Annotated in this window: 18 protein-coding genes and 2 tRNA genes; 6 read left to right on the top strand and 14 right to left on the bottom strand. The window is 52.2% G+C overall.

Features of this window, described 5'->3' with window-relative positions; translation table 11 throughout:
- From M2374_RS18640 to M2374_RS22390, 3 genes are all read right to left on the bottom strand, one after another.
- A partial coding sequence (locus M2374_RS18640) for an autotransporter-associated beta strand repeat-containing protein (protein ID WP_259155607.1) occupies positions 1-2,093 on the bottom strand: 2,093 nt, incomplete at its 3' end.
- Entirely contained in the window at positions 2,072-2,815 is a 744-nt protein-coding gene (locus tag M2374_RS22295; protein ID WP_181688169.1) for a hypothetical protein, read from the bottom strand. The genes M2374_RS22295 and M2374_RS18640, both read right to left, overlap by 22 nt.
- Positions 2,816-3,311: 496 nt before the next feature.
- Entirely contained in the window at positions 3,312-3,593 is a 282-nt protein-coding gene (locus M2374_RS22390) for a LysR family transcriptional regulator (RefSeq protein ID WP_181219691.1), read from the bottom strand.
- A 1,858-nt stretch (positions 3,594-5,451) separates the two neighbouring features.
- Here M2374_RS22390 and M2374_RS18630 point away from each other — a divergent pair.
- Positions 5,452-5,528, top strand: a tRNA-Val gene (locus M2374_RS18630).
- Between the two features lie 4 nt (positions 5,529-5,532).
- Positions 5,533-5,609: transfer RNA gene (locus M2374_RS18625), tRNA-Val, on the top strand.
- A 162-nt stretch (positions 5,610-5,771) separates the two neighbouring features.
- On the opposite strand, the gene M2374_RS18620 is transcribed toward M2374_RS18625, so the two are convergent.
- From M2374_RS18620 to M2374_RS18610, 3 genes are all read right to left on the bottom strand, one after another.
- On the bottom strand, positions 5,772-7,433 hold the full coding sequence (locus M2374_RS18620; protein ID WP_181688170.1) for a hypothetical protein: 1,662 nt from the start codon (positions 7,431-7,433) through the stop codon (positions 5,772-5,774).
- 75 nt (positions 7,434-7,508) lie between these two features.
- A complete protein-coding gene (locus M2374_RS18615; RefSeq protein ID WP_223240221.1) occupies positions 7,509-8,171 on the bottom strand; it encodes a ZirU family protein in 663 nt (220 codons plus the stop codon).
- A 54-nt stretch (positions 8,172-8,225) separates the two neighbouring features.
- The gene (locus M2374_RS18610) at positions 8,226-12,110 is read right to left on the bottom strand and encodes an inverse autotransporter beta domain-containing protein (protein ID WP_181688171.1); all 3,885 of its coding nucleotides are present in this window, start codon (positions 12,108-12,110) and stop codon (positions 8,226-8,228) included.
- A gap of 545 nt (positions 12,111-12,655) precedes the next feature.
- Here M2374_RS18610 and M2374_RS18605 point away from each other — a divergent pair.
- Together M2374_RS18605 and M2374_RS18600 are read left to right on the top strand one after the other, a co-directional pair.
- Positions 12,656-13,591, top strand: coding sequence for a LysR family transcriptional regulator (locus tag M2374_RS18605; RefSeq protein ID WP_115258594.1), 936 nt, complete (start codon positions 12,656-12,658; stop codon positions 13,589-13,591).
- A 99-nt stretch (positions 13,592-13,690) separates the two neighbouring features.
- Complete coding sequence (locus tag M2374_RS18600; protein WP_174361084.1) at positions 13,691-14,416, top strand: substrate-binding domain-containing protein; 726 nt, start codon at positions 13,691-13,693, stop codon at positions 14,414-14,416.
- On the opposite strand, the gene M2374_RS18595 is transcribed toward M2374_RS18600, so the two are convergent.
- The 4 genes from M2374_RS18595 to puuE form a co-directional block, all read right to left on the bottom strand.
- Positions 14,400-15,152: an ABC transporter ATP-binding protein gene (locus M2374_RS18595; RefSeq protein WP_115258596.1), complete on the bottom strand. Its 753-nt coding sequence runs from the start codon at positions 15,150-15,152 to the stop codon at positions 14,400-14,402. The genes M2374_RS18600 and M2374_RS18595 overlap by 17 nt on opposite strands.
- Positions 15,149-16,153, bottom strand: coding sequence for an iron ABC transporter permease (locus M2374_RS18590; RefSeq protein WP_181688172.1), 1,005 nt, complete (start codon positions 16,151-16,153; stop codon positions 15,149-15,151). The genes M2374_RS18595 and M2374_RS18590 overlap by 4 nt, the downstream gene beginning before the upstream one ends.
- Positions 16,140-17,195 carry an ABC transporter substrate-binding protein gene (locus M2374_RS18585; RefSeq protein ID WP_181688173.1) on the bottom strand — a complete coding sequence of 352 codons (1,056 nt, stop codon included), beginning with the start codon at positions 17,193-17,195 and terminating at the stop codon, positions 16,140-16,142. The genes M2374_RS18590 and M2374_RS18585 overlap by 14 nt, the downstream gene beginning before the upstream one ends.
- Positions 17,196-17,380: 185 nt before the next feature.
- Positions 17,381-18,646: a 4-aminobutyrate transaminase gene (puuE, locus tag M2374_RS18580; RefSeq protein ID WP_115258599.1), complete on the bottom strand. Its 1,266-nt coding sequence runs from the start codon at positions 18,644-18,646 to the stop codon at positions 17,381-17,383.
- Positions 18,647-18,753: 107 nt separating this feature from the next.
- On the opposite strand from puuE, the gene M2374_RS18575 reads away from it, so the two are divergent.
- A complete protein-coding gene (locus tag M2374_RS18575; RefSeq protein ID WP_259155595.1) occupies positions 18,754-20,229 on the top strand; it encodes a PLP-dependent aminotransferase family protein in 1,476 nt (491 codons plus the stop codon).
- A gap of 91 nt (positions 20,230-20,320) precedes the next feature.
- On the opposite strand, the gene M2374_RS18570 is transcribed toward M2374_RS18575, so the two are convergent.
- The 4 genes from M2374_RS18570 to M2374_RS18555 form a co-directional block, all read right to left on the bottom strand.
- Positions 20,321-21,532 carry a cytochrome c gene (locus tag M2374_RS18570; RefSeq protein ID WP_174361082.1) on the bottom strand — a complete coding sequence of 404 codons (1,212 nt, stop codon included), beginning with the start codon at positions 21,530-21,532 and terminating at the stop codon, positions 20,321-20,323.
- Between the two features lie 3 nt (positions 21,533-21,535).
- Positions 21,536-23,428, bottom strand: a complete 1,893-nt coding sequence (locus tag M2374_RS18565; RefSeq protein WP_115258602.1) for an FAD/NAD(P)-binding protein — start codon at positions 23,426-23,428, stop codon at positions 21,536-21,538.
- 81 nt (positions 23,429-23,509) lie between these two features.
- Positions 23,510-23,983 carry an ester cyclase gene (locus M2374_RS18560; RefSeq protein WP_117343038.1) on the bottom strand — a complete coding sequence of 158 codons (474 nt, stop codon included), beginning with the start codon at positions 23,981-23,983 and terminating at the stop codon, positions 23,510-23,512.
- Positions 23,984-23,994: 11 nt separating this feature from the next.
- Positions 23,995-25,422: an aminobutyraldehyde dehydrogenase gene (locus M2374_RS18555; RefSeq protein ID WP_117343037.1), complete on the bottom strand. Its 1,428-nt coding sequence runs from the start codon at positions 25,420-25,422 to the stop codon at positions 23,995-23,997.
- A gap of 291 nt (positions 25,423-25,713) precedes the next feature.
- Here M2374_RS18555 and M2374_RS18550 point away from each other — a divergent pair, with 291 nt between their 5' ends.
- Positions 25,714-26,439: a FadR/GntR family transcriptional regulator gene (locus M2374_RS18550; protein ID WP_181688174.1), complete on the top strand. Its 726-nt coding sequence runs from the start codon at positions 25,714-25,716 to the stop codon at positions 26,437-26,439.
- Positions 26,440-26,459 lie beyond the last annotated feature (20 nt).

The following is a 26,459-nucleotide window of genomic DNA, read 5'->3' as shown; positions in this document are numbered from 1 at the left end:
AGCACCAGTTCACCGCCGTCGATATGGGTGTCCCCGGTCCAGAGGGTGTTGCCGGACAGCGTCAGGGTGCCATCGCCGGCTTTGGTCAGACTTCCTTGCGATGAACCGTCAACAATATTACCGGCAAAAGCTGTGTTATCCGTTACCGCTGCATTGTTAACGGTCAGTGTTGCGCCATTAAGGCGCACGTCGCCAGCGGAACCTCCCAGACGATTTACCTGCTGGTTATTACCGTTCAGGTCGAACAGGCCGCCATTAATGTTCAGCTCACTGCTGCTGGCAATGCTGTCTACAGCGTCGGTACGCAAAGTACCGCCATTGAGTGTCGTGCTGCCGGTGTAGGTATTGAGGGCGGAGAGGACTAACAATCCGTTGCCAGCCTTCGTCAGACTTTTACCATCCCAGCCAGTCGTGAAACCGCCCGCAGGTACTGTCTGATCTGCCAGCACGGTGTCGACATCAAATGCAGTACCGTCATTTACCGTAAAGTTACCGGTACCTTTCTCCTGTGAGCCTTCAGTCCATGCCAGGCGGAAGCCAAGGTTGTAATCCTTACCATCTAAAGAGAGATGCCCATCGTGTAGCAAGTAGTCCAATCCGGACTCATCAAGTGGGTTGTTGACGAAGTCGCCTGTGATACCGTTCGTGGTATGGATGACTGTCCACGTGTTGTTGGCCACTTCGCTGGCCTTAACCGGCGTAGGGCTAGCAACAAATCCGTTGACGATGAGCTGACCATCAATGCTGGCCGTATCAGCCGTAATGACAGGTGCGTCTGGAGCTCGCAGTGTAGTATTCAGCACTGAGTTTGCTGCCTGGGTGAAGATACCCCCTACCGCCAGAGTGGAGCTATTTCGTCCGATATCAGTTGTGGCACCGGTCTGCGTGGTGTAATCCCCAGCCGTAGTGAACCCGTCTACCTGCTCAAAGCGCAGCGTGCCTGCGGTGACTTCTGCACTGCCTACTGAACTGCCCACACCGGATAGCACGGTGGTACCTGTGCCCTCTTGAGTCAGTGAGCCGGTTCCCGAGATCGTACCCACAAGGTTTATTTGCGTCGGGTTATTAATGACCAGGGCTGCATTATCGAGAATATTACCCACAATTGTGCCAGAGGTAGTGCCGTCACCGAGCTGCAGGGTCCCTGCACTGATAGTGGTACTACCAGTATAAGTGTTATTGGCGGTCAGCACGGTGGTGCCAGCGCCGGTTTTGATCAACGAGCCTTCGCCCGCTGCACCATCGCTGATCACGCCAGCAATCGTGTATACACTGCCGCTAGTGACGTCAATGGTACCGCTGACCCCATTCATAACGATATTGCGGTTCGCGGCTGTACTCGCCGTCACCTGCAGAGTACCGTTGTTGAACGTGTTACCTCCGGTGCTGCCAAATGTCAGAGTACCTGCTTGTACGCCCAACGCGTCGTCGCTATATATTCTCAGTATCCCTTGTGCGAGGGTCCACGGTGTCTTGGCCGAGGTCGTGCCGAGTAATGTCCAACTGCTAGTGCCTACTTTTTCGAAAAGCCCGAAGCCAGCAAACTCCTGACCTGCGTTGAGGCTGGCGATATTGAAGGTGGATGGAGTCGCGCTGTTGCCACCCAATGCGAGAGTGTCATTCGTCGTTTGCCCCATGATCGCACCATCGATGACATAACCATTTTGCAACTCCAGGCGGTTAGTACCGCTGTTGAATTGGATCGCATTGGCTTGTACGCCGTCGGGTGCCCCGTTGATAATCTTCCTACCACCTGCGATTCTACCCGATGTGATAATATTAAGATCTGCACCGGTAATACCATTGCCACCGAGCCCAATCCCGTTTGCCCCTGTGATTGTGCCATCATTAATAATAGTCAAATTGGCTCCGCCAATCCCAGAACCACCACTACCGCCTGAGCCACCCGAGCTGCCCTGACCACCGGAGATCTGGCCCGTTAATTCGTTGGTTATCGTAACATGACTGCCATAGATCCCCAGTCCGCCCCCACCACCACCAGGACTCACCAGAGTGGGTCCAAAACCACCCGCACCACCAGTGATTGAGCCAGAATTGGTTAACGTGGATGCTAATCCCGACAGGAATTCCACAGCGTTACCACCCCCGCCGCCGCCACCGCTTCGTCCACCGTTACCAGGAGCGCCGCCAGCGCCGCCAGTAATGCTGCCGCTGTTGGTAAGGCTGTCAATGCCACTGGTAAAACGTATCGCGGCGTTGCCACCACCACCACCACCGCCACCCCCAATATTATCACCGGCCAGGCCACTACCGCCGCCACCACCACCACCGCCGCCACCAGTTCCTCCATTACCGCCAGTGCCTGTGTTACCCGAGCCCGTAGTCCCCGTTCCACCGAGACCGCCAAAAGCCCCTCCGAGACCGCCGCTACTGCCTCCGCCGCCACCGCCGCCGCCACCACCATTAGTCGCAGAACCTCCGTTGCCTCCACCTGTGCCACCTGTACCACCCGTGCCACTTGCACTAGCAGAGCCTGCAGAGCCTGCAGAACCAACATTGGTGCCAGTTCCGCCGCCGCCGCCGCCGCCGCCATTACCCCCAGCAGAAGTACCAGAAGACCCGTTAGATCCTGCCTCACCGCTGTTACCAACCAACACACCTGTATTGGTGATGGCGCCTGAGGATGGCGTAGTAGGGTTAGCACCAGCCGCACCACCGTTGCCGCCAGGGTCATTGTTAACTGGATTAGAGCCACCCACGCCGCCACCACCGCCGCCGCCAGCGGCTCCTGAAGGGCCAGATTGACCATCCCCGCCAACGATTCCACCGTTTCCACCAACTTGGCCTGCGGCATCGCCGCCACCATTACCACCAGTAGATAGAGCCCATGCGGGCGCCGGCAGCGTTGAAAGTGCAAATAATACGGCTGCTGCAATAACAGTAAGGCGCGTTGCTGTCATATGCATCGCACCTCTGGTATTGAAGACCAACGGTATATCACTCCGTCTATAGGTGCTGTCGCTGTAATTTATGCGTGATATTACTTGTGTTTTCATCATGTTAATATTTCCCCGTTGTATTAAACCACATGTTTGATTGATGTTTTAAAATGGTCATTGCATATTTTTATTATTTACCGCAAAGCAAAGCTCCGATGCGGTTATTATTCTTCCTTAGTTTCAGTATACATAAATCACACCAACACACTTCCCAAATGAAATGATAATTAGATAATTCACGCCATCTGTAAAACATGTTGTTTTTAATAAATAATCTCAAGTAAATTCTAGAGCGCCAATAGCAAGAATCTTATCATTCAATTACTTTGACGATTGCTGATACATATATCCTCATTCATTTTCTTTGCATAAAACAGAACTAAGCTGAAGTAAACATGACTTTAGTTCAGCCTTTAATAAAACAGCATCTTTAGTTGGCGTCAACCTCCGTCCCTCACGAATAAATAATGGTGTACCACAATATAATTGCGTGCGCTTGATGTTATGGCTAATGGTCGCCACCGAACACCCAAGCAATCGCGAGGCATTATATTGACTGCCTGTTTCCATCGTAACGATGAATGAAATAATTGATTTCAAATCAATGTCTTTTAGCCCATAAATTGATACCATATTTTATTTTAATCCATTATGATTATAGAGATTACCATTAACTTGACAGTGTCGTCCTTCACTCCTTATAAATATTAGCGCATTGAATTCGCCCAATATTCTTCACTACCGTACCGCAATCATATTTTACAGTTACATTACTGCCATCTTTAATGGCTAACACTTTATCTAACTTTAAGTAGTGACCGGTTTGCTTCGTAGTTTTAATAGTAATGATGCTCGTTGCGTGTATCGCACTTTAGTATTATAACAGGCTGACCAATATGAGAGGCTACGCGAGTATAATATCACTCTGACAGTCCTGTTATATCCAGTACCTAAATGCTCACGCAAAGGATTCGCAGCATCCCGTATCGAATAGGTCACCCCCTGTTTTATAAAATTAAATAGCTGCCTTATCAATTTTTTCGAAGGTAAGTCACTGTCACAGTCCACAACAGTTAACAACGATGATTTTTGTATTTGTAGTAGATAATGATTCATAATCGCATTCTGGCAAGTCAAATTATCCTGAGTTTTCCTCAACAATAAAACAGGCCTTTCAACGCCTGAAGCATCAGCTCGTAATCTCTCATATCGAAGAAAACTCACGACATCATCACCAAATAAAGAGGCTGATGACGTATTGATGATCACATAGCAAGACTCCTTGTCATCATTGCGGAAACTGTCCCAACTCTTGTAATCTGTGAAGCATGAAAACGAATAAATTTCGCTTTCCTTAGTGAAACAGGAAATGAATTTCTCAATTGTCAGTCTGTTATAAACGCATTCATCAACGATCGCGATAATTTTAGTCAATCCACATTTATGAGAGAAAACCTCTCCCGCCATGCTCACCTTTAAAATTTCTTTAGTCATATCCGTCTCTGATGCTTTTACAGTATGAAACATTATTTTCAGATAGTAATACATAAATACATAAGAGTTAAATTTAGATACTGTTTGTTAGGTGGGGGTATTACATAAAGAAAACTCATACCACGCATTCTGGCTCAACAAAGAAAACCAAGTCGGCATAAAAACATAACCAGTTGATTTTAAATAGTTATATCTTATATAACATTAATAAATAGTTATATTTTTTAAATAGTTAAAAATTTCAAAATAATCAAAACAGAAACGCCTCTTAATTGTTTTGAAGCTTAAAATTATTGCGATCTTTAAAATTATAAGCATGTGCTAATGTTAGCATGCGTACAACCGCCACTGTAAATTGACATATATCAATTTAAGTCCTACTTCATACGCAATGAACAAGGGAATGATTAGCCATATTTAACAGTTTATGAATTCATAAATGTTAGGCTTATAGAGCATATTAATTGCAATTGCGTGATGCAAATCACGATTATTTAGCATTTATCCCAAGGATAAATCCTACTTGATCGGAGTTTAACCAGTTTTTCGCAAGTACCTGAAAAATACAGCTGATGAAGTGTTAAGGTAACATAAAGTGATTTAACGTGTTTATATATAAAGATAACTATGAAATCAGCCAATTGATGTGATGTGTCGCCAATTCAGGCTGATAAGGTATTGACCCTCCCCCTGACAACATTTGCCGAACCGGCGTGACCGAGCTGCGGCGTCTATAGTAGCAGGATGAAAATCAGCGGCTGGAGAAACTGTATGGATAAGGAGATACTGCGGGAGGCACTGAAACTAACGCTCTGAGGCCGATTCAGAAATGCAAACACACAGCCTGATTAAAAAACACGCTGAAAAATCAACAAAATATAATCAACTTGCTTAATTACTCTGCAATCGCGTGAAAACATGCAGAAAAACACAATTTCCCTCTTGCCTCATTCGGTCTGTGCCGCTAATATTCGTCCCCGTTGTCACCTACAACGTTGCGTTCATAGCTCAGTTGGTTAGAGCACCACCTTGACATGGTGGGGGTCGTTGGTTCGAGTCCAATTGAACGCACCATCTTGCGTCCGTAGCTCAGTTGGTTAGAGCACCACCTTGACATGGTGGGGGTCGGTGGTTCGAGTCCACTCGGACGCACCAAATCAATTCCCGTTGATTTGGTGCTTACTCTCTCGTTTTCCCTCAATATTTTCACTTTCTCAAAAAATAATTTCACTGATTGCTATTCAGCCTTCAACAATTGGCTGTGGCTGCCTGCCATCCTCACCGTCCTACAGGCAACCATCCGTTTAGAAAAACGCCTTAATTCACATCTGCTATACAGACCACATGACTGCTTTTTCTGGTATTCGTCACTATCCCGTTACTCATATTCAACGTATTTTTACTGCCCAGTTCATCTATCCAGTACGACGCGTTGACCCAGCTGCCGCCAAAGTTGTACAACGGCCCCCATTCGCTCCACCAGCGTCCGGTTGATGCCGCTCGCTCGCCGTTGCGGGTCGATTCTTCAGCGGTCGGTCGGCGATAGCCATCATCTTGTTTACCGCACCAGTCATTATTAAACCCTGTTGGATTGCCGTCAGTAATTAGCCACCTCGTGACCGTAAAGGTATAAGCATAAGATCCACCATCATTTTTCGACCGTAGGGTAATGGTGGCGGTTTTCTCCGCCCCCTCAGGCCGACGGTTAAACGTCACCACGCCCTTCTCATCCACGCTCAACCACGACCGATTATCGCTCCAGCTGTAATCGCGGTTGCTGGCAGCATTGCCATTCATACGCAACTGAAAGCTGGCGCCGACCAATCCACTGCGCGGAAATCCGCTCTGAGTATCAAACGTGGCGCCATTGACGTGAATCGTCGTTGTTCCGGGAACGACGCTGACGCCACCTGCTGCGACGCGTTCACTGACCGCACTGACCATTGTCCCCGTTACCGTGTCATAGCTTGCCGGCGTGGCCTCCACCACCAGATAGCGATTTACATCCTCCGCAACGGGGGTATAGCTTTTTTCAACCGCCCCACGAATTGCCGTTTTTCCGGCTGTTCCTGCGGCATTATCCGCACGAAACCACTGAAAACGCGACCGGTCGGGAATAGTCTCATTCCCCTGATAAAGATAGGAAAGCGTGACATCTTCCCCTTCGCGGGGCGCCGGTATCGCTAAATTGACGATCGCCGGGAGCGTGTCCGGCGTACCGGTTTGCGCGCACACCACTGTCTGTCTGCTGGCGTTTGCCGCCGCGCTACTACGCCCATCGGTAAAAGCATTAATCACCGCATGGTGCGTATCATTGAGCGCGCGTGTCGTCCAGATAGCGTTACGTCCAGCAATGCCATAGGTATGCCGTAAATCGCCTTTAGAATCTTGCCCCACACGATTTGCCCGAGTGTAGGTCACAAACATATCCTGCAGATCGCCCTCATCTGGTAAACGCATGCCGTTGTTCGCACAGTGCATATACGCATCCCCCCAGCGCAGCGCTGGCGAAGCATAATGAAACGCGGCCGACAAGTCTGCTCGCGCGGGTAGCACCGGCGCGTTCGCGTTTGGGCTGACAAAAGGCGCATCCGGTCGGTCGGGATCGGAAGGTTCAATCTCAACCGGCAACACCTTAACCGTCAGGTAGCGTTTATTCTGCGCGGGGCCGGGCGTGTAAAGACGCTCATTCGCCCCTGAGATTACCTGCTCGTCGGCCAACCAGCGAAACAGGGTCTCTGATGGACTTTCCTGCAAACCATCAGGATCGTGAAATTGATACGCAATCTCCAGCGTATCTCCCTGAGCCGGATTTAATCCCGGCGCAGAGGTGTTAATCACCTGCAGTTGACCGGCCACGGGCGGGCGTCCTTTTACCGTCGCGGTCTGTGCTGTCACCGCCAGGGCTTCAGTGGCGACAAAAACAACCAGCACACCCGCGGCGCTGCGCAGAGTGAGCGCGACACTATTCAGCTTCATAGCTCAGGCAATCCGAATAAACGGCGATTATACGCAGCAGCGCTTGAACACTTCGCTGCTGCACAATGGGTGACATTAATTCACCTCGATCTGTATCTTACGTTTCTGATCCCCGGCTACCGGTTTGTAAGTCTTACCGTTCGCACCTGGAATATTTTGGTATACGCCAGAACCAATCGCGGTCTCAATCTTCCACTGATAGGTGCCAGCATCACCGGCGCTGCCGTCAGCCAGTTGTACGACGGCGCTAAGTTCAGTATCAACCTGCGGGAAGCCATTCACTGCGCCATCAATCTGTACGGCGATCGGCGTTGATGCAGAAGCCGCTGACAGCTCATTTGACGCAACTGCGATACCGGTATCCGGATCGGTTATCGTTGGATCAGTATGCGGCGTAACCAACACGGTGATCTTTTTGCCTAAATCACTCGCCGTCACGGTGTAGGTATCACTGGTGGCGCCCGAAATATCTGCCCCATCCGCCTGCCACTGAAAGGTTCTTTGCGATTCTGCATCCCCGTCCGGGTCGCTGAACGCGCCCTGCTGGCTGATGGAAATCACATCGCCAATGTCGAAGACGCCGTTGCTGTTGGTATCAGCAGAAACAATCGTGCTCTGGGTGATAACCGGCACGCGTCCTTTTACGGTATCGGTTGGATCGGACAAGACGGCCAGGGCGGGAAATGACAGGATTAACATCGCGCTACTGGCGGTTAAGGTAAAGTTTTTGCGTTTCATTTGCGTACTCAATAATAAAAAGGGATTAAGGCGTCAGCCGGGAAATTACGGGTTTCAGGGTGATTCTTGTGTTTCCACGCGCAAAGCACGTTTTTGCCATTCGCCAGACACAACATAGATACGGCCCGTCGCCTGTGGAATCGCGGTGAACTGGTTACTGCCTGCAGCGGTTTCCCCCTGCCACTGAAAATGTTCTGGCTGCTCTTCGCAGACAATTTCACCGCACATGACGACAGCGGATAAACGGTCGCCCACCTGCGGATGGGTGGTCAGCGCTTGCCCATTGCGTAGCACTTTCACCGATGATGCAAAGGGGGCAAAATTAACCGACACGTGCTCGCCGCGACGATTAATTAGCGCCACAACCTCGCTGCGTCCCGCAGTCGCGCTCGTCAGGGTCGCTGTTATCACGCCGTTCGCATCAGTCACACCCTGTGCAGAAGCACGTACGCCGTGGCTGGCCTTAAATTTCACCTGCTGCCCCGCCACAGGATTACCAAACGCATCCCTGACGGTCGCGCTGACTTTATTTTCAGCAGCGCCGTTAGCTAATGCGTTGTCCGCTATGATGCGCAGGTCGCCAGGGAAAATGGTGGCGCTGCCTTCATCAGACAGAAAGGTGAGTTCAACCTGCTGGACATGTCCGTTTAACATCACCGACACCACGGATTTTCCGGCGATGCGGTTGGTCACCATGGCCATTGCTTCGCCTTCGCTATTAGTCATCACCGAGGTGGGTACTGCCGCCCCGTTAGTCGCCACGAATCGCACCGCCTGCGCGCTGGCCGGACGCCCATCCGCATGGTGTATGGTGACCTTCACCTGATTCGCCGATCTGCCATTGGCCGGCGCATTGTCTGCCACCACCTGCGTGACGCCCTGCCCGGCCTCACCCACTTTTGGCGTGAGCGTTACGCTCACTGGAGTAACCGCAAAGTGATGGTCATTCACGTTGACAGAAATCTCGGCCACGCCCGCTGTTACGCCAGATAACGACGCTTTATACAGGCCGTTATGGTTATCCTTAGCCTGACTGATAGTCGTGCCCTCCAGAGGACTGGTGAAGGTCACTTTTTGCCCGGTAACCGGGTTGCCCTGCTGATCCCTTAATAAAAAGTGAATAAATGATTCAGCATTGCCATTCGCTTCAATACGTTCAGGGACGACATTCAGTTGAGATTTCGCTGGATCCAGGCTGTCATCATCAACGGCAAAACTCGTTTCAACTTCCTCTGTGCTGCCGTTAAGTTCGACAATCACCGTGACCTCACCCGCGACCCGACTGGTCAACGACACCGAGACCTCACCGTTAGCATCGGTGGTGGCTGCTGGAGGAATATCCGCATGATTGTTCGCGTACAGTCGTACGGTTTCACCCGCAGCAGGCGTCCCATCCGCGTTAAAGGTGGTGACTTTGATGACATTCTCATCTACACCATCCGCCAGCGCATGATCGTCAAGCACCACCACAGCCTCAAGACTGACCGAATTGTCATCACGTACCAGCTTGACCACCGTCGGCGCGATAGTGGTCAGAAACCCGTTAACATGCGTCCTTATTTTTGCGTTTCCGGTTGCGGTACCCGTCAATGTGGCGGTATACGTACCATCCTCCCGGTTAGTGACGTTGCCGATCGTCGTTCCGGCGAGGCTACTGGTAAATCGGACGTTTTTTTCTTTCAGTGGGTTCCCGCTGCTGTCGGTTAACTGCAGAACCAGAGTCGATTCCGCGTTACCATTGGCGGATATTCTTCCCGGCGTCGCATTTAAAGAAGATTGCTGCGGGTCGACAGGGTTACCGGTGGAGATGAGGGTAACCGGACGGCGCAAGGTCTTCGCCACGACATTTCCCTGCATAACCTGCACCACGCCTTTCCCGGCATGAATACCGCTCAACTTTGCACGATAGATACCCGGCGCGACTTCACGCACTACTGTGGAGGTGGTATTGGGCACACCGGACACCTGAAACGACACGTTCTCGAGGCCCGTTACCGGCTCGCCCTCGCTGTTATTGGCTTTGTAGGTCATTTCAGCAACATCTTCGCCATCGGCCCGAATCACCGCCGGGTTCACCAGCAACGCCGAGTACATTTCATCGACACCCGAATTCGCCTGGCTATACAATACTTTCGCGCTCTGGCTCAGTTCATGCACCCTGGCCGTCGCCGTTGCCTGACCCGCAACGTGAGAGACCACGCTGTACATCGCCCGCCCTGCCGCATCGCTCATCACATCCTCAGCGGTGATACTGCCGTCGGCGAATGTCATTCCCATGGTGATATTTTTTCCGCTAACCGGTTTGCCGTCATCATCGACCAGGGTTGCGGTCACAGTAACCGGCGTTTTACCATCAGCGGGCGCACCGTTACCGGTGACCTGTAACGCATCGCCAAACGCCAGATTTACGGGTAGAACCTCAATCAGCAAGGTCTGGGCATTACTGGTATTCCCTTCGGTATCCTCTGCCATCGCAACGACGCGATACTGGTTTGCCGTCCCGTCTGAGGATGGAGAGCGTTGGTAAGGAGGCAATGTCAGTGAAAACATATTCACGCTCAGCTCGCGAAACTCTCCGCCAGCCGCCAGAAACGCCGCGTTATCCCAGGTGACCTGCGCCAGCGGGTATTCACTCGTGACATCGGTCGAAATCGTATGCACTGTATATTCAGCGTCCTGAATCGCCTCTTCAGAAAGCGTCAACTGCACAAGATCCTGTGCCTGATATTCCAGAGTGATGACATTATTACGATCAACCAGGCTGTAGCGGCTACCTTCCAGCTCGCGCAGAGAGGCCACTTCATCAGGCGAAAGTTGAGACTCCAGGGTTTCACCCGGTCGCCACGCCAGCTCCATTTGCACGCTGGTGTCTCGCTCATCACCCTTTTCCATACTCTGCTCAATACCCAGCGTCATCAGTGGGAACGGCGTCCAGGTGATACCGGTCGTGAAGGCCCAGGCATTTTTCTCACGTTCGTCTTCGCCAGACAGCCCGACCTCATCGCCAAAATACTGCTCATAGATAAACTTGCCGCCAAGGTGCGGATAGTCAGGCAACCAACCTTGCACTCTGACATCAAAACCGTTCGCCGGGCGTTCGTCATAATTTTCCACGTCTTTCGAGGCCTTCCAGTCAGACAGTCTGAAATACCCGTTGGTAGCAAGTTGAAAATAGTCGCGCCACAGTTCAGCCCCAACGCCAAGGCGACGATGATCGCCGCTCAAATCGGCGTCATAAAAGGTATTAAATCCCAGCATCCAGTCATGGCTGAAATGACGTACGCCCACGCCAACGTTCAGCGTATTACGGTCGTCCTGATTCTGATAACCCAGTTGGGTGAATAAGACATTCGTCTGTGTTTCATATACCGGCACCAGCCAATCTACGCTGCTATCATCAAGGGAAAACTGTTCGCCGACATTCAACTGCGCCCGTACCGTGCCAAACTGCCCTAACCAGCCAGTGACTGTTTCATTCGCTTTACTGTTAATTTCTGAACGGACCAGACCGCTGGCCGCTTGTGCCGCATCGCCGTTTTCCAGAATATTCGCCAGGCCCGAAGCACCGCTGGCAAGGCGTTTAACCCCGGCGTCGTTTTCCTGTTCCTGGTGTAGCTTGTCACTCGCGCCTGCCGCCTTATTCCCACCGGAGGCTGAGGCCGGAATATCAAGCTCATCACCCTGATCTAATTGTTCAAACGGTTTGTTAAATGTTCTGAATTGGTTGAAATAGCGCAGTTGGGTGGTCGTCAGACCTAAGCGTTCGGCAACGGAATCCGTCGTTTCTTCGGCCTGAAGCACATATACGACAGAAGGTCGTGCAAGTAATTCGCTTTGCCATTGCGACGATTGAGGTTCGCTTGTTATTGTTGCCAGTACCGGCGTCGTAATGATCGACAGGTGTACAATCAGGCAAAGCCATGCAGTTCTTTCGATCATAATAAGTGTGCGACTTTTACAGAGGGCTCAGGGTTTAATTTGTAATAAAAGTGAATAAAACGTTATTCATTCGGTAAAATTTGCTTAAGTATTAACTCGTTATCCCTGAATCCAGCCTGTGACCATAAATTTGCGCGGTATTCTAGTCAGATTCACCTCATGCGTCTCGCAAACAATGTGCATAACATTATGCGTAATAGATATAATGCGTTACCTACACTCCTGCAGTAACCTTAAAATGGGTAGAAACAGGCTTTATCTACCGCCCACCCATTATCAAAATAGTCATGAACCCCGTAACAACACGTTTATTCATTGTAATTTTCGCATTTTGCTTTTTTGTTTTCTTACACAAACCATGCTATCTTTTAATGGATAAGAATTGGTTGAAATATTATTGTGCAACCGTTTAAAAGGTATGTTCACGTAACATGCCTGCGCTATTTTTGTTGGCTGGACTGTATACATTCAATTTCAAAAGACACTGGCCGAAGCCGTGCGGGAATGTATACAGATAATATTCACAAGGCATATCTGAGGTCTCAGTGGTCCAGAAAATCAGCTTTAACGATAACGAACTCCGTATCCTTTATGAACTTTCGTGTACCCGTAGTTTGAGTCTGGCTGCGGAAACGCTAAAAATTGCGCAACCCAATATCAGTAGAACCTTACAACAACTGGAGGACCGTTTTGGATTCTCCGTGTTCGATCGCTCTTGTCGGCCGATAAAATTGACCCGTTTCGGTGAAGAGCTTCTCCCCTACGTCAAAAAACACATGAAGTCATGTGAAGATATCCAGAAGTTTACAATGGCCTATAAGCTGGCGTCTGATGGGTTTGTCAGGATCCATGCCCCTACCGGTCAGCTGTTATTTATCTCCAAGTACGTCATTCCTGGGTTGAAAGCGCAGCATCCGGAAATTAAATTAATGCTGACCACCAGTAACCTCAGCAACGCTGAATTTACCCTTGGCGTCCCTTTTAGTGATGACTGCGACATCTTGTTTACGCATTCATTGCCCGACAATGACGAACTTATTGCGCGAAATATCGCATCGATTCCGGCCAATATATATGGCACCCGCGACATGATTGCGAGATATCCGATCCACTCCATTGAAGATTATGGACACAGTCCCTGTATACTTTTTTTCTCACATATGGAAGACAATCATAACATCTGGTATATAAATGACGACTCACATAAAGAAATAAGAAAGATAATCATTAGCGGTGATTTTGCCTGCGATAACTCGTATGCCGCAATCGAACTCGCCAAAGCGGGTCTTGGTTATTTATTTATGCCCGAGTTGATCATTAAAGAAACAGATATCGACGGTCTGGTCCCTACACTTCCTGATAACTTCTCCACCCATCTGGATCTGTTTGTGATTTACAGTAAAAAGACCCAGCAGCCTTTCCGGGTACAGCTAATCATTAATTCAATTGTTAATATCTTAAAAAAATTATTACCCAGATAATTATTGCCATTTGCATCGAATAGTTGGTCATATACAATATGATGACGTTTAAGATGTCTGTCATTCATTTCGGACCTCGAATTCAGGACTCGCTACATTATGTCATGCCCCATCACGCTCTTCGCTGCTGGCAGTTTACGGCTGGCCTTTACCCCGCTGATAAACCAGTTCACGTCTCTAAGCGGAATTGACGTTTGTGTGGAATACGGCCCGGCCGGATTATTACGCGAACGTATAGAAGCCGGTGAACCTTGTGCCTTATTTGCCTCGGCCAATCGTGCACATCCGCAGCAGTTGCTGGCCAGCGGTAGGGCACTGTCCGCGCATACCTTTTGCTGGAACCAACTGAGCCTCACCACCCGCAAAACCGGCGAATGGCTGGAGTTACTGCGAGATCCAACCCTGCGTATTGGCACCTCAACCCCCGGCTGTGACCCTTCCGGGGATTATACCTGGGCATTATTCGACAGCCTAGATGTGCTCGAACCCGGCCTTGGACAGCGCCTGCGCGAACGCGCTATTCCCCTTGTCGGTGGCCGTGACACGGTTAAGGTGCCAAATGGCGAACTGGCCAGCGCGTGGATTATTCGCCAGGGCCTGGCGGATTTGTTTATTGGCTACGCGCACTATGCAACAGCACTTGCCGGGCAGCCCGATATTCGCTGCGTAACGATCCCCACGGACCATAACATTCGCTGTGAATACCAGCTGGCGGTGCTCGAGGCGTCTAAAAACGTCAAAGCGCTGGTTGATTTTATCCTCGCGCGCGACGGACAAACATGTTTGGCCAGCGCCGGTTTTAAAACACTTAACGATGAATGGTAAACAGCGGCGCGATAAACGGCGTCGGATGCGGGTCCACGCTAAATTTTCGCAGCGGTAAACCGTACGCCTGGAACAAATTATCTTCCGTCACAATCTCCTGAGTTGGCCCCGCCAGCCATCTCCCCTGCGGCAACAACAGCAGCGTATGACTGGCTATCTGTAGTGCATGCTGCGGATCGTGCGTTGTAAAGAGAATGCTGCAGCCCTGGCGATACGCCAGATCGCTGATAAGCTGCAGCACCACCTGCTGATTGGCTAAATCCAGCGCGGAACAGGGTTCATCAAGCAACAGCGTTTGACAATCCGTGACCAACGCCCGGGCGATCATTACCAACTGTTGCTGCCCGCCGGAAAGTGAACAAAAGGTACAGGACGCAAGATGCGCAATATTGAGCTGCTCCAGCGCCTGCATCGCCCGCTTTTTATCCTGCTGGCCCGGTTGAGCAAATAACTTTACATGCTGCGCGCGGCCCATCAGCACGACATCGCTAACGGTGTAGGGAAACGGTAAGCGCGTATGCTGCGCCACAATACCCATTCCCCCCTCACTTTGTATGTTTCCACCCAACAACGGCAGCGTACCGGTCAGCGTATCCAGCAACGTGCTCTTCCCCAAACCGTTACGCCCGAGCACGGCCCAGATATTGCCTTTCTCACAGCGGAACGTGAGCGGCGCAAACAACGGCATCCGGTAACCATACTCCAGCTGATCGACGTTAAGTGCGGCAGATATCATCGTTTCCCCCGTCGGCTGGACTGAATCAGCAAAAAGGCAAACAGCGGCGCGCCGAGCAAGGCGGTGATGATCCCCAGAGGAATTTCCGCAGGTAGCAGCGTGCGGGCAATATCATCTACCACAATCATAAAACCGCCGCCCAGCCAGAAAGCGCAGGGGAGTAACCGACGGTGATCAACGCCTACCAGCAGGCGGGCCAGATGCGGGATCACCAGCCCCACCCAGGCAATACTGCCGCTGACGGAGACCTGCGCCGCAACCAGCAATGCGCAGCACAGCAACACACTGCGCCGCAGCGGAACCACCGCCACCCCGAGCGCTGTGGCGTCTTTATCGTTGAGTGATAACAGGTTGATTCGCCAGCGCAACTGGTACAACAGCATGGCCGCAATGCCGACCGGCACCGCCAGCAGCCACACTTTATGCCAGTTGGCGGTTGCAAAACTGCCCAACAGCCAAAATACAATGCTGGGTAACGTCTCTTCGGTATCGGCCTGGTATTGAATCAGGCTCACCAGCGCGGCAAAAAAACCACTCAAAATAATGCCCGAGAGGATCAGCACCAGCGTGTTTTCCAGCCCCTGTAGCGCGGCAATGGCATATACCAGAATCAACGCCGCCAGACCAAAGAAGAACGTCGACCCCATCATCAGGAACGGATCAAGCCCAAGCAAAATCGCCAGCGTGCCGCCAAATGCTGAGCCTGAGGTCACCCCAATAATATGCGGGTCCACCAGCGGATTATGAAACACGCCTTGCAGCGTAGCCCCACATAACCCCAGCGCGCCGCCCGCCAGCAGTGCCATCAAAATACGCGGGAGTCTGACGGTCCAGACGACCTGGTGCGCCATACCCTGCGAGTCTGCGTAATGGCTCAACAGTGAGAACACATCGCACAGCGACAGCGGATATTGCCCCACACACAGTGAACCAACACCCAGCAGTAGCACCACGGTAATCAGTATCGGTTGCAGGGGGAAAGCGCGATTACTTAGCAGCATCGGACTGCCAGTTCACGCGGTAAAAACGGTGGTAGTAATCCTGTGCCTGCACATCAACATCGATGTTTTTATAGGCATTCGGATAGAGTTTTTTTGCCATCCACAATTCACCCAGCGCCAGCGCTTCCGGCATCGGATATCCCCAGGCTTTGGCGTATTCCGGCATCAGCCAGACGCGATGATTTTTTACCGCATCGATGTTCTGCCAGTTGGGATCGTTTAGGATCTCCGTCACCACCTGCGGGTAGCGGTCCTGGACAAAAATCACCTGCGGGTTCCACACTAACACCTGCTCCAGCGAAACCTGCCGCGCGCCTTTAACGCTCGCCGCAGCCACGTTTAGCCCTCCGGCATGCTGCATCATCAGGCCCGTGTACTTTCCGGCACCGTAAGTCATGAGATCGGGGTTGGCCATATAGATACGGACTTTTTGCGCCTGTGCAATCGCCGCTACCGGCGCATTGAATTTAGCCCTGGCCGAAAAAACGTAGTCGATCAGCGTTTCAGCCTGCGGTTTACGTCCCACCACGTCGGCAATCAGGCGAATCCCCTGCTTTAAGCCTTCGTTGTAGACCTGCTCTTCGTCAGCCATAGTCGGGTTCATTTTGTTCTGCTGGCCAGCAGCATCCTGACGTAATGAGATAGCCACCACCGGAATCCCGGCATTCTGAATCTGCTGAATCATCTCGGCAGGTGCATAGTTGGCAACAAACACCACTTGCGGGTGGGTAGCCAGCAGGCTTTCAATATTCACGCTGGTGAGATCGCCCGGCGTCGGCAGGGTCGTAATCGTCGGCATAAAGCGGGCGAACGCCGGTCCAAGCTGTTTTTTCCAGCTCGACATCACGCCGACAATGTCCTGCGTGGCATCCAGTTGAACCAGAATATTCAGCGTCTGGTGTTGTAACACCACCACCTTATTGACGCTATCGGGGATCGTGACCTGGCGGCCAAGCTGATCGGTTATCGTGCGGTCTGCCTGCGCCGAAAACGCAAACAACATGCTGGCGCATACCAGCAAAAATGAACGAAGAGTTAACATAGATACCATCTGGACAGGAGAAAAATCGATATATATTAAATTATATAACGAGGTATCTGGCAACGAATTTCCAATAATCAGGTAACTCTACCGATGAAGATCAATTGACGTTAAGAAACCGACAGGAACAAAAAAGCCGACGATGTGTACCACCGTCGGCCAGGGTTGACGCTATACGCGCACTATCACGATTTAGTGACGGATTTAATAATTTCCAGCGCTTTTACGAACTGATCCTGCGGAATGGTCAGCGGGTAAAGGAAACGGATCACGTTGCCGTACTGGCCGCAGGTAAGCAGCAGCAGCCCCTGCTCAAGGGCTTTCTTCTGTACGCGTTGCGCCGTGGCCGCAGAAGGCTCTCCGGTGCTGGCATCACAAAACTCAGCGGCAATCATCGATCCTAACCCACGCACTTCGGCAAGTTCCGGACACCACGCACGGGCATCGGTCAGCGTGGCACGCAGTTGTTCACCCAGCGCCGCTGCTCGCTGGCACAGTTGCTCATCATGAATGATATCAAGCACCGCGTGAGCGGCCGCCACGGCGAGCGGGTTACCGGCATAGGTACCGCCCAGACCACCCGGTGCAGGGGCATCCATAATTTCGGCTTTGCCGACCACGCCAGACAGCGGCATACCGCCCGCCAGGCTTTTCGCCATGGTCATCAGATCGGCTTTGTGGGCGTAATGGTCCATGGCAAAAAGCTCGCCGGTGCGGGCAAAACCACTCTGGACTTCATCGGCAATCATCACAATACCGTGCTCATCGCAGATGCGACGAATAGCGGCAACGAATTCAGGTGGGGCCACCACAAAGCCCCCTTCACCCTGGACAGGTTCGAAGATAATCGCTGCGACCTGACTGGCGTCGATATCAGCTTTAAACAGACGCTCGATGGCTTTTATCGAATCTGCGGTGGTGATGCCCTGCAACTCAGAAGGATACGGTGCGTGGTAAACCGATCCCGGGAACGGCCCGAAGCCTTTTTTATACGGTGCGACCTTGCCGGTCAGCGCCATCGTCATATAGGTACGGCCATGAAATCCCCCGCCAAACGCGATCACGCCGGGACGGCCGGTGTGCGCGCGGGCAATTTTAACCGCGTTTTCGACGGCTTCTGCGCCGGTGGTAAAGAACGTGGTTTTACGCAAACCGTCAATCGGCGCGGCCGCATTGATTTTCTCCGCCAGCGAGACGTAGCTTTCGTACGGGACAATCTGATAGGCCGTGTGGGTAAAGGCTTGAAGTTGCGCTTCAACCGCCTGCACCATACGAGGATGACGGTGTCCAGTATTCAGGACGGCAATCCCGGCAGCAAAATCAATATATTGATTGCCTTCGATATCGGTAATGGTGCTGTTTTCTGCCGACTGGGCGAAAAAGTCACACATTACGCCCACGCCACGCGGGGTTGCATCCAGACGACGTTGTTGCAGGTTTTTATTATTCATTCTCTACACCTTGTTCATAAACACATTCAGGGTTGAATTACCCTTTAAATCTAGACGCCATCTGGTACTTTAATCGAGAGCCAAATCGTTTTATTTTAAGGATCCAAATGCGTTCACTTGCCGGAGATGTGATCAAGCATGCATTTAGCCAGCAAACCGACGAGAAACTGCACCGGCGTTTGTATGCCGCCATCTGCAGCTGCATTCTTGAAGGCAGCTTGAAACCCGCCACCCGTATGCCACCTTCGCGCGATCTGGCGGGCGAACTGGCGTTATCGCGCAATACCGTCTTGCGAGTGTATGAGCAACTGCAAGCCGAAGGGTATATTTCTGCACGTACCAGCAGCGGCACGTTTGTCACCGACAGCGTGCTGGACAACCTCGCGCAACGGCCCGATAAAAAAAACGTGCCCCCCGCACAGGAAGACCGCGCCAGCCTGTCCGCCCGCTGCCTGGAGCTGCTCGGTAATGCCAGCGCCAGCCCACGCCAGTGGGGGGCGTTTATTCCTGGCGTTCCGGATGTGCAACATTTCCCCCACCGCACGCTTAAAAAAATTCAGGACCGGCTGGCAAGACGCCTGCGCCCGGAGTTTCTCACCTATGATGCGGCGGGTGGCGACGGTGAACTAAAAGAAGCGCTGGCGGACTATTTGCGTACCGCGCGCGGCGTCAGGTGTGCTCCTGAACAGATACTGATCACCGAAGGCATTCACCAGGCGTTGGATCTGGTGACCCGCACCCTGTGTAACCCTGGCGATAACGCCTGGATTGAAGAGCCAGGCTATTGGGGAATCAAAAATATTCTGCGCATCAACGCGGTTAACTTCTCGGCGATGGCGGTTGATGAACAGGGCATGGTACCGCCAGTGTCGTCAGCGGTGTCCCCGAAGCTGATTTTTGTGACACCGTCACATCAGTATCCGCTGGGGTCGGTGATGAGCCTGAGCCGGCGACGGCAGTTACTGTTTCGCGCACGTGAAACACGCAGTTGGATCGTGGAAGATGACTACGACAGCGAGTTTCGCTTTTCGGGGCAGCCTATTCCTTCACTGCAAGGACTGGAGGAAGAAAGTCCAGTTATCTACATCGGCACATTCAGCAAAACGCTCTATCCTGCCCTCCGACTCGGGTATGTTGTGCTGCCCAAACCGCTCGCTGCACCGCTGAAGAAAGTGCATAACGACCTCTATCGCGGCGGACACCTTTTGATTCAGGCCGCGCTGGCAGAGTTTATCCGCGAAGGCTACTACGCCGCGCATATCCGTAAAATGCGCCAACTGTACAGCCGCCGTCGTCAGACGCTGGTGGACCTGATCGCCACACAACTCGGAGAGGATTATCTGGGACCGTTCAACAGTAACGCCGGGCTGCATCTGATATTACAATTGCCAGCCCATGCCGACGACAGCATGATTGCACAGCTGGCGAATACGCAGGGGTTATTGGTACGACCGCTGTCACGTTACTACGTCAACGAAGAGAAACGCAGCGGTCTGTTGCTGGGTTTTGCCAGTATTGAAGAACATGAGATGGCCGCGGCGTTTTCCCGGTTGGCGGGCATTATCAAGGCAAACGTAGGATAAACGTTGCCGGATGGCGTCACTAACGCGTCTTATCCGACCTACAATACGGTTTTTATAGGTCGGATAAGCGCAGCGCCATCAGGCATAACGCTTAGTGTGTAGCTGGTTTAAGTCCGGCAAGCTCCTCCTGACTGACCTCGCCATTGCCTTCACCCCAACTTTTTCGTACATAGTTGATCACATCGCGCATCTCAACTTCGGTCAGCAATCCGTTATACGCTGGCATCTTAAACGACACGTTGCCCCGCGTGGTCGGCGTTTCCGCGCCCTGCGAAATCACCCTGAACAGCGGGGTCGGATCGTCAACCATCACCAGCGGATTGTGGATCAGTGACGGCGCGTTGTTATCCGTGCCCTTGCCTTCCAGACCGTGACAGGTCGAGCAATAACGGTTGTAGACCACTTTTCCCGCCTGCGGTGAATTCGACCAGGACGCCGTGGTGGTGCCCGCTCGTGTCGGCTCCGGTTTGACGTTTTTCAGGCTCCGCAGATACTGTGCAATCGCTGCTGCATCTTCATCCGTCAGGTATTGTGTACTCTCACTGACGACTTCAGCCATTGAACCCGAAACCGCAGCATGCTTGCTTTTACCGGTCAGTAACAGCGACGTTAACTCCTGCTCAGACATCCCGGTGCCCCGAAGGGACGGCGCATACCAGCCGTCAATCATCGCCCCGCTCAGGTACTGTGCATCGGCATGAGTATAGGCTTTCTCATTCATCGCCATTCCCCTCGGGGTATGGCAGGAGCCACAGTGGCCAGGTCCTTCAACCAGATAAGCTCCGCGCTGGATCCGCGCGGCACTGGCATCGGTACTGTTGCTACCTACCGCAGCCGTTGCAGGAGCGTCGGTAAAGAGCCAGTTCCAGATATGCAGCGGCCAGCGGGCTGAAATCAGCCAGGGGATCTCATTCTCTTTATTTGCTGTCGCAGACGGCGTGACATCATGCATAAAGTAGCGATACAGCGCCTGGACATCTTCGTCGGAGAGCTTTGCGTAAGACGGATATGGCATGGCCGGGTAAAGCGGATGGCCATCTTTGGCAATGCCCTGACGCACCGCTTTTTCAAAATCCTCGTAGGAATAGTTACCGATGCCGTGGGTTTTGTCCGGCGTGATATTTGTCGAGAAAATATCACCGACCGGCGTGGGAAACTTTTTGCCCCCTGCCATCGCGTCCCCACCCTCAGCGGTGTGACAGGCTACACAGTCTGAAATTCTGGCGATGTACTCACCGTGAGAGTCCGCGGCGGAAACCGTCGCGCTAAACAAACAGGCGACAAGAACGGTTACATTACGCATAGATCACCTCATACCCTTGAGTTCGTTAACCGCCCGCAATGCCTGATCGATCGCCGCATGTGCATACGCGCTCCAGTCGGCATCAGAGTTAGCAATCGCAATTCGGCCGATGGGTTGGCGTGCCCGCTCAACAACCTTCTCCATTTCATCCATGTCGTCGAACAGCGGGTTGGCGTAATAGGCATAGCCATGTGCCCAGCGGTTAACCGTAATAGCCGCGATATCACGTTGATTGTCAAAGCCTGTCGAGCCAAACATCTCCTGCAACTGACCACGGATCATCTCTTCATGCGCAGCAAACGTGGTCCCCAGCAGATAGGCCCGTCCCAGGCGGAATTGTTCTCTCGCCGGTAAGTTACTGCCCGGATAGGTTGGCACATAGACCATATGAATCACCATCGGATCGTCCGGGGTCGCCGGGTGCTGATAGCCGCCAATGCTGACTGGATAGTCGAGCTTAATGCGGCTGTACGGCGCAGCCGGGGAATAAAACTCATGTACGCCGAGTTGCTTAAACGCCTGCCAGTTTTTCACCACTACGTTGGTGTACACCAGCGGCGCCTTTACGTTCAGCTTGAGATCTGCCTGTTGTTGTTTCGGCATTTCCGGCACCAGGTACGGGATCATCATGTTATAACCCGCCATGATGGCGTTTTTTGCGTGCACACGATGCAATTTGCCGTCACGCAGATAGGTTACGGCCACGCCGCCCGGCACGTTGGCCGCATTAATCACGCTACTGTTGAGGCGCAAACGCGTGGTATTTTCCGGCAGATCCAGCTTTTCGTAATGCAATCTGGCGAGGACGGAATCCTCCATGGTGGTCCCCGGCAAGGCATCCGGGAGCATATATCTGACCATTATTCGCGCCAGTCCCGCGTTGCCATCGGGGAAGTGATAAACATACGGCTCTTCGAGGTCGGCCAGTGACTCGCCGTCCAGCGGCGGCAAACCTAACGCTTCCATGCCCGGTAAGGCGCATGCCCGGGCATCGCTACAGGAAATGCCCTCAATGCCGATAGCAAAGAAATCGTTGGAGCGCTGCTGGAAATAGAGCAGTGCCATTTTGCTTAAACCGACTTTCGTGGCCAGAAATTCACTGTAGCTGTGGGTATCCAGCCAGCTACTTTTCTCCTCGACCGTCATGCCCGGAAGGTAGTCGCCAGGGCGTACATGCAGATCGATAAGCGCTTTTCGGTCGCTCTCACTCAACGGAAAATCATTGATAAAGTCTTCAATCTTACGACCGTTGAGCCGGTCCGGTGGAATATCGTCGGAAACCGCGCGTCCCGGATCGCCGCTGACGATTTTGGTCTCGCCAAAATTCTTTTTGTCGAAAAAGACACCGCGACTGAGCTGCCAGTCTGGATAGAAGTTGACGTCAAAACTCTCTTTGAGCTTGGTGGCGCTCACGCCGAGTGTTTCCATCAGCTTTTGTACGTCCGGGCTGAAATTATGCGCTGGCGACTGAAACGACTCACTGCCGCCATAGCCGATCAGTTTTTTTCCGGCTGTGCTAAATTCGTTACGTTTGGCGTGGCCGCCAAAATCATCATGGTTGTCGAGGATCAGAACCTTGCTGTTTTGCCCGACAAGTTGCCGCCAGAAACATCCGGCCGCCAGCCCGCTAATGCCGCCACCGACCACCACCAGGTCGTACTCTTCCTCGACCGGAAGCGCCGTTAAATCAAATTTTTTCTGTTCCCGGCCCAACGCGTGAGCCATTTCAAACGAGCCCGGATGGTTACCGCGCAGCCCCGTCAGGCTGGGAGGGTAATAACTTCCATCGATAAATTCATGTTCTTTTCCTGCCGCTCTGACCATATCCAGAGGGGTCAGCCCCGCGGCGATGGTGACCGCCACACCGTTGAGAAAATCACGTCGGGTAATTGCCATTAACTTGTCCTTTTGCCACGCACACACTGCCCTAAACACAGCACAAATGAGAGGCCCCCCTCTCACAAGGGGAACCACCGACTACTTCACTGGCTTGAGTTCTTCATCCAGTTTTTTAGAATCATAATAATCACCCTGCCAGGTGATTTTTCCTGCCTTAACATGAATATAGCTGACGCCTTCAAATTTGATCGGATTATTTGTCGGCGGACTTCCTGCCCATTCGCCGCTATTTTTACCCGAGAACTCCCAACGAAATGCCACGGTATCTTCGTCATAGACGGGTTTGCCGACCATTTTCCAGTTCAGATCCGGGACCGCCTTAATGAATGCTCCAATCACCTCTTTCTCGGCTTTTTCCCTGCCAGTTATCGGCTCCCCGGCAGCGGCATCGTAATAGACCGCGTCGTCGGCCAGATACTGCGCTGCGAGCGGCGCGTTATGCGCATTCCAGGCCGCCATATACGCTTTTACGGTGTTCAGCGGGGAGCTGTCTGCCAGACTAAACCCCGAGAACATCACCAGCGACAGCGCAGCTATTTTTAATGTTTTCATCGTATTACCCGCTATTCAGAAATATCGCACATGATATGTTTCACTCGGGTGTACTCATCGAGTGAATAAGAGGAGAGATCTTTACCGTAGCCGGATTTCTTGAACCCGCCGTGCGGCATTTCCGCACACAGTGGAATATGGTTGTTGATCCACACCGTGCCAAAATCGAGATCAATGCAAAAACGCTGTGCGCGGCCGTGGTTACCGGTCCAGACGCTTGCGGCCAGGCCGTATTCCACATCATTGGCTTTGTGCAACGCGTCTTCGTCAGTCGAAAAGGACTGAATCGCCATTACCGGACCAAACACTTCATGTTGAATGGCTTCGTCGTGCTGATGCAGACCGGAGATGATGGTTGGCTCAAAGTAGAAGCCCGGTCCGGGCCCTGCTCTGCCACCCGTTTCAATTTTTGCATGCGCAGGCAGACGCGCAATAAAACCTTGCACCTGCTCCAGTTGGTTCCGGCTATTCAACGCGCCATATAGCGCATCCCTATCCTGCGGGGGACCAAATTTGATGCTTTTTGTTTTCTGGATCAATTTTTCCAAAAACTCAGCATAAACGGACTGCTCGACGAGAATTCGCGTGGCGGCAGTACAATCTTGCCCGGCATTGAAAAAGCCGGCGGTAGCGATCGTCTCAATCGCCCTGTCGATATTCGCGTCGGCAAATACCACGGCGGGCGCTTTACCGCCCAACTCCAAATGGGCTTTGGTCAGGTTTGCCGCCGCCGACGCGGCCACCTGTAGACCCGCACGTACCGAGCCAGTAATCGAAACCAGTGAGGCCGTCGGGTTCGACACCACCAGCGAACCGGTTTTGGCTTTCCCTAATACCACATTAAACGCCCCTTTCGGGAACAGCGGCGCGGCCAGCTCAGCCAGCAACAGCGTGCTGACCGGCGTGGTGTCACTCGGTTTAAGCACCACCGTATTGCCTGCCGCCAGCGCAGGGGCTATCTTCCACACCGCCATCATAAACGGGTAATTCCACGGCGTGACTTGCCCCACAATACCCAGCGGTTCGCGACGAATGGTTGAGGTGAACCCGGCAGAATATTCACCGGCAGCCTTCCCTTCAAGGCAGCGCGCGGCACCGGCAAAAAATCGAATGGCGTCGCAGGAGGCCGCGATCTCTTCTTTCTCAATAAAATGGCGCAGCTGTCCAGTTTCCTGACTCTGGGCGTTAACCAGTCGCTCTACATTGCGTTCGATTTCATCAGCCAGCGCCAGAAGCGCTTTTTGCCGCTGTGCGGGCGTCGATTTCTTCCAGATACTGAACGCGGCAGCGGCGGCCGAGTAGGCCAGATCGACTTCTGCTGCCCCACCATTGGGCGATAACGCGTATGTTTCACCGTCCACCGGGCTGACCAGCTCAAACGCGTCTTCGGTACTGCCCGCCACGTAGTGTCCGTTAATAAAATGCTTCAGGGTTTTCATGACTGTCTCCTGCCCGTTAATACATAAAGAATCTTATGTAATATATATATTGTAAAATTTTTTCAAATGCGCAACATTGACAGTATGATAAACGTCGCATTTTTAACTTAAATTTTACATTTTCGCGGTAAGGTTATTCATCGTCATTTGACGCTAACGGGACACACATCCGCCTGTGCAACGGTTTTGTGCATGGGCAGGTAAAATAACGCGACCATTCTGACCTTCCTTGCCTGACAGGCTTGTGTTAGAAAGGGTTGTTGTTTCAGGGAATTGAGTGCAGAAAAGATTATGATTACTCATGCGGTCATATTTGCGCCTATCGGGCAGGTCAGTCGTTCCGACCAGATTGTGCAGCGCCTTTCAAACGCCATCATTACGGGATTGCTCGAGCCAAAAGAGCAACTGCCCAACGAAACCGACCTGGCAAAGATGATGGGCGTCTCACATATCACCATCAGAGAAGCACTCAACACGCTTCGGGCTAATAATCTTATCCATACGGTTCGTGGCCGAAATGGCGGCAGCTTCGTTTGCGAAAATATTGATGGCAAAAATAGCGTCCTGCATCCGTTTAAATCGATTGGCACCGATTACCTTTCCGACTTAGGCGAAATGCATTGCGCCATTATCAGCCACAGCGCCAGGCTGGCCTCCCGGCGCATGACCAATGCGGATATCGCTAAATTTCGCGAGTTTGTTGAGGTGTTAAGAAAGGCTGATTCACCCGAATTAATGACTCAGGCCGATATGCGTTGCCTGCTGGCGATCGCCGCCAGTTCGCATTCAGCGCGGCTGGCGAATCAGGAGCTGCAGGTGCAGGCGGAGTGGGCTTCGCTGGTCGCTATACTCTATCGTTCTGGCACTATTCACGCCGAGATCATTGCGCTCTATTCTGCGCTGGCCGATGCGCTGGCCGCGTATAATGAGACAGAATCGGTGCAATTTGCCACCCAGATTATCGATACCTGTACCTATTATCTTATTGAAAAAAAGCTGAAATATAACGCGAACTGACCATCAGTGAAGGCAGGAAA

It is taken from the genome of Citrobacter sp. JUb117, assembly GCF_024809055.1.
Classification (GTDB): domain Bacteria; phylum Pseudomonadota; class Gammaproteobacteria; order Enterobacterales; family Enterobacteriaceae; genus Citrobacter; species Citrobacter gillenii.
The sequence above is the reverse complement of the archived record's forward strand: the minus strand, read 5'-3'. Positions and strand labels throughout refer to the sequence as shown.

Bases quoted from the DNA above. Each gene is read 5' to 3' on its own strand.
- M2374_RS22295 (WP_181688169.1), bottom strand. From the start codon at position 2,815: ATGCCGCAGGCCAAGTTGGTGGAAACGGTGGAATCGTTGGCGGGGATG.
- M2374_RS22390 (WP_181219691.1), bottom strand. From the start codon at position 3,593: ATGGTATCAATTTATGGGCTAAAAGACATTGATTTGAAATCAATTATT.
- M2374_RS18620 (WP_181688170.1), bottom strand. From the start codon at position 7,433: ATGAAGCTGAATAGTGTCGCGCTCACTCTGCGCAGCGCCGCGGGTGTG.
- M2374_RS18615 (WP_223240221.1), bottom strand. From the start codon at position 8,171: ATGAAACGCAAAAACTTTACCTTAACCGCCAGTAGCGCGATGTTAATC.
- M2374_RS18610 (WP_181688171.1), bottom strand. From the start codon at position 12,110: ATGATCGAAAGAACTGCATGGCTTTGCCTGATTGTACACCTGTCGATC.
- M2374_RS18600 (WP_174361084.1), top strand. From the start codon at position 13,691: ATGTCATGCCCCATCACGCTCTTCGCTGCTGGCAGTTTACGGCTGGCC.
- M2374_RS18595 (WP_115258596.1), bottom strand. From the start codon at position 15,152: ATGATATCTGCCGCACTTAACGTCGATCAGCTGGAGTATGGTTACCGG.
- M2374_RS18590 (WP_181688172.1), bottom strand. From the start codon at position 16,153: ATGCTGCTAAGTAATCGCGCTTTCCCCCTGCAACCGATACTGATTACC.
- M2374_RS18585 (WP_181688173.1), bottom strand. From the start codon at position 17,195: ATGTTAACTCTTCGTTCATTTTTGCTGGTATGCGCCAGCATGTTGTTT.
- puuE (WP_115258599.1), bottom strand. From the start codon at position 18,646: ATGAATAATAAAAACCTGCAACAACGTCGTCTGGATGCAACCCCGCGT.
- M2374_RS18575 (WP_259155595.1), top strand. From the start codon at position 18,754: ATGCGTTCACTTGCCGGAGATGTGATCAAGCATGCATTTAGCCAGCAA.
- M2374_RS18570 (WP_174361082.1), bottom strand. From the start codon at position 21,532: ATGCGTAATGTAACCGTTCTTGTCGCCTGTTTGTTTAGCGCGACGGTT.
- M2374_RS18565 (WP_115258602.1), bottom strand. From the start codon at position 23,428: ATGGCAATTACCCGACGTGATTTTCTCAACGGTGTGGCGGTCACCATC.
- M2374_RS18560 (WP_117343038.1), bottom strand. From the start codon at position 23,983: ATGAAAACATTAAAAATAGCTGCGCTGTCGCTGGTGATGTTCTCGGGG.
- M2374_RS18555 (WP_117343037.1), bottom strand. From the start codon at position 25,422: ATGAAAACCCTGAAGCATTTTATTAACGGACACTACGTGGCGGGCAGT.
- M2374_RS18550 (WP_181688174.1), top strand. From the start codon at position 25,714: ATGATTACTCATGCGGTCATATTTGCGCCTATCGGGCAGGTCAGTCGT.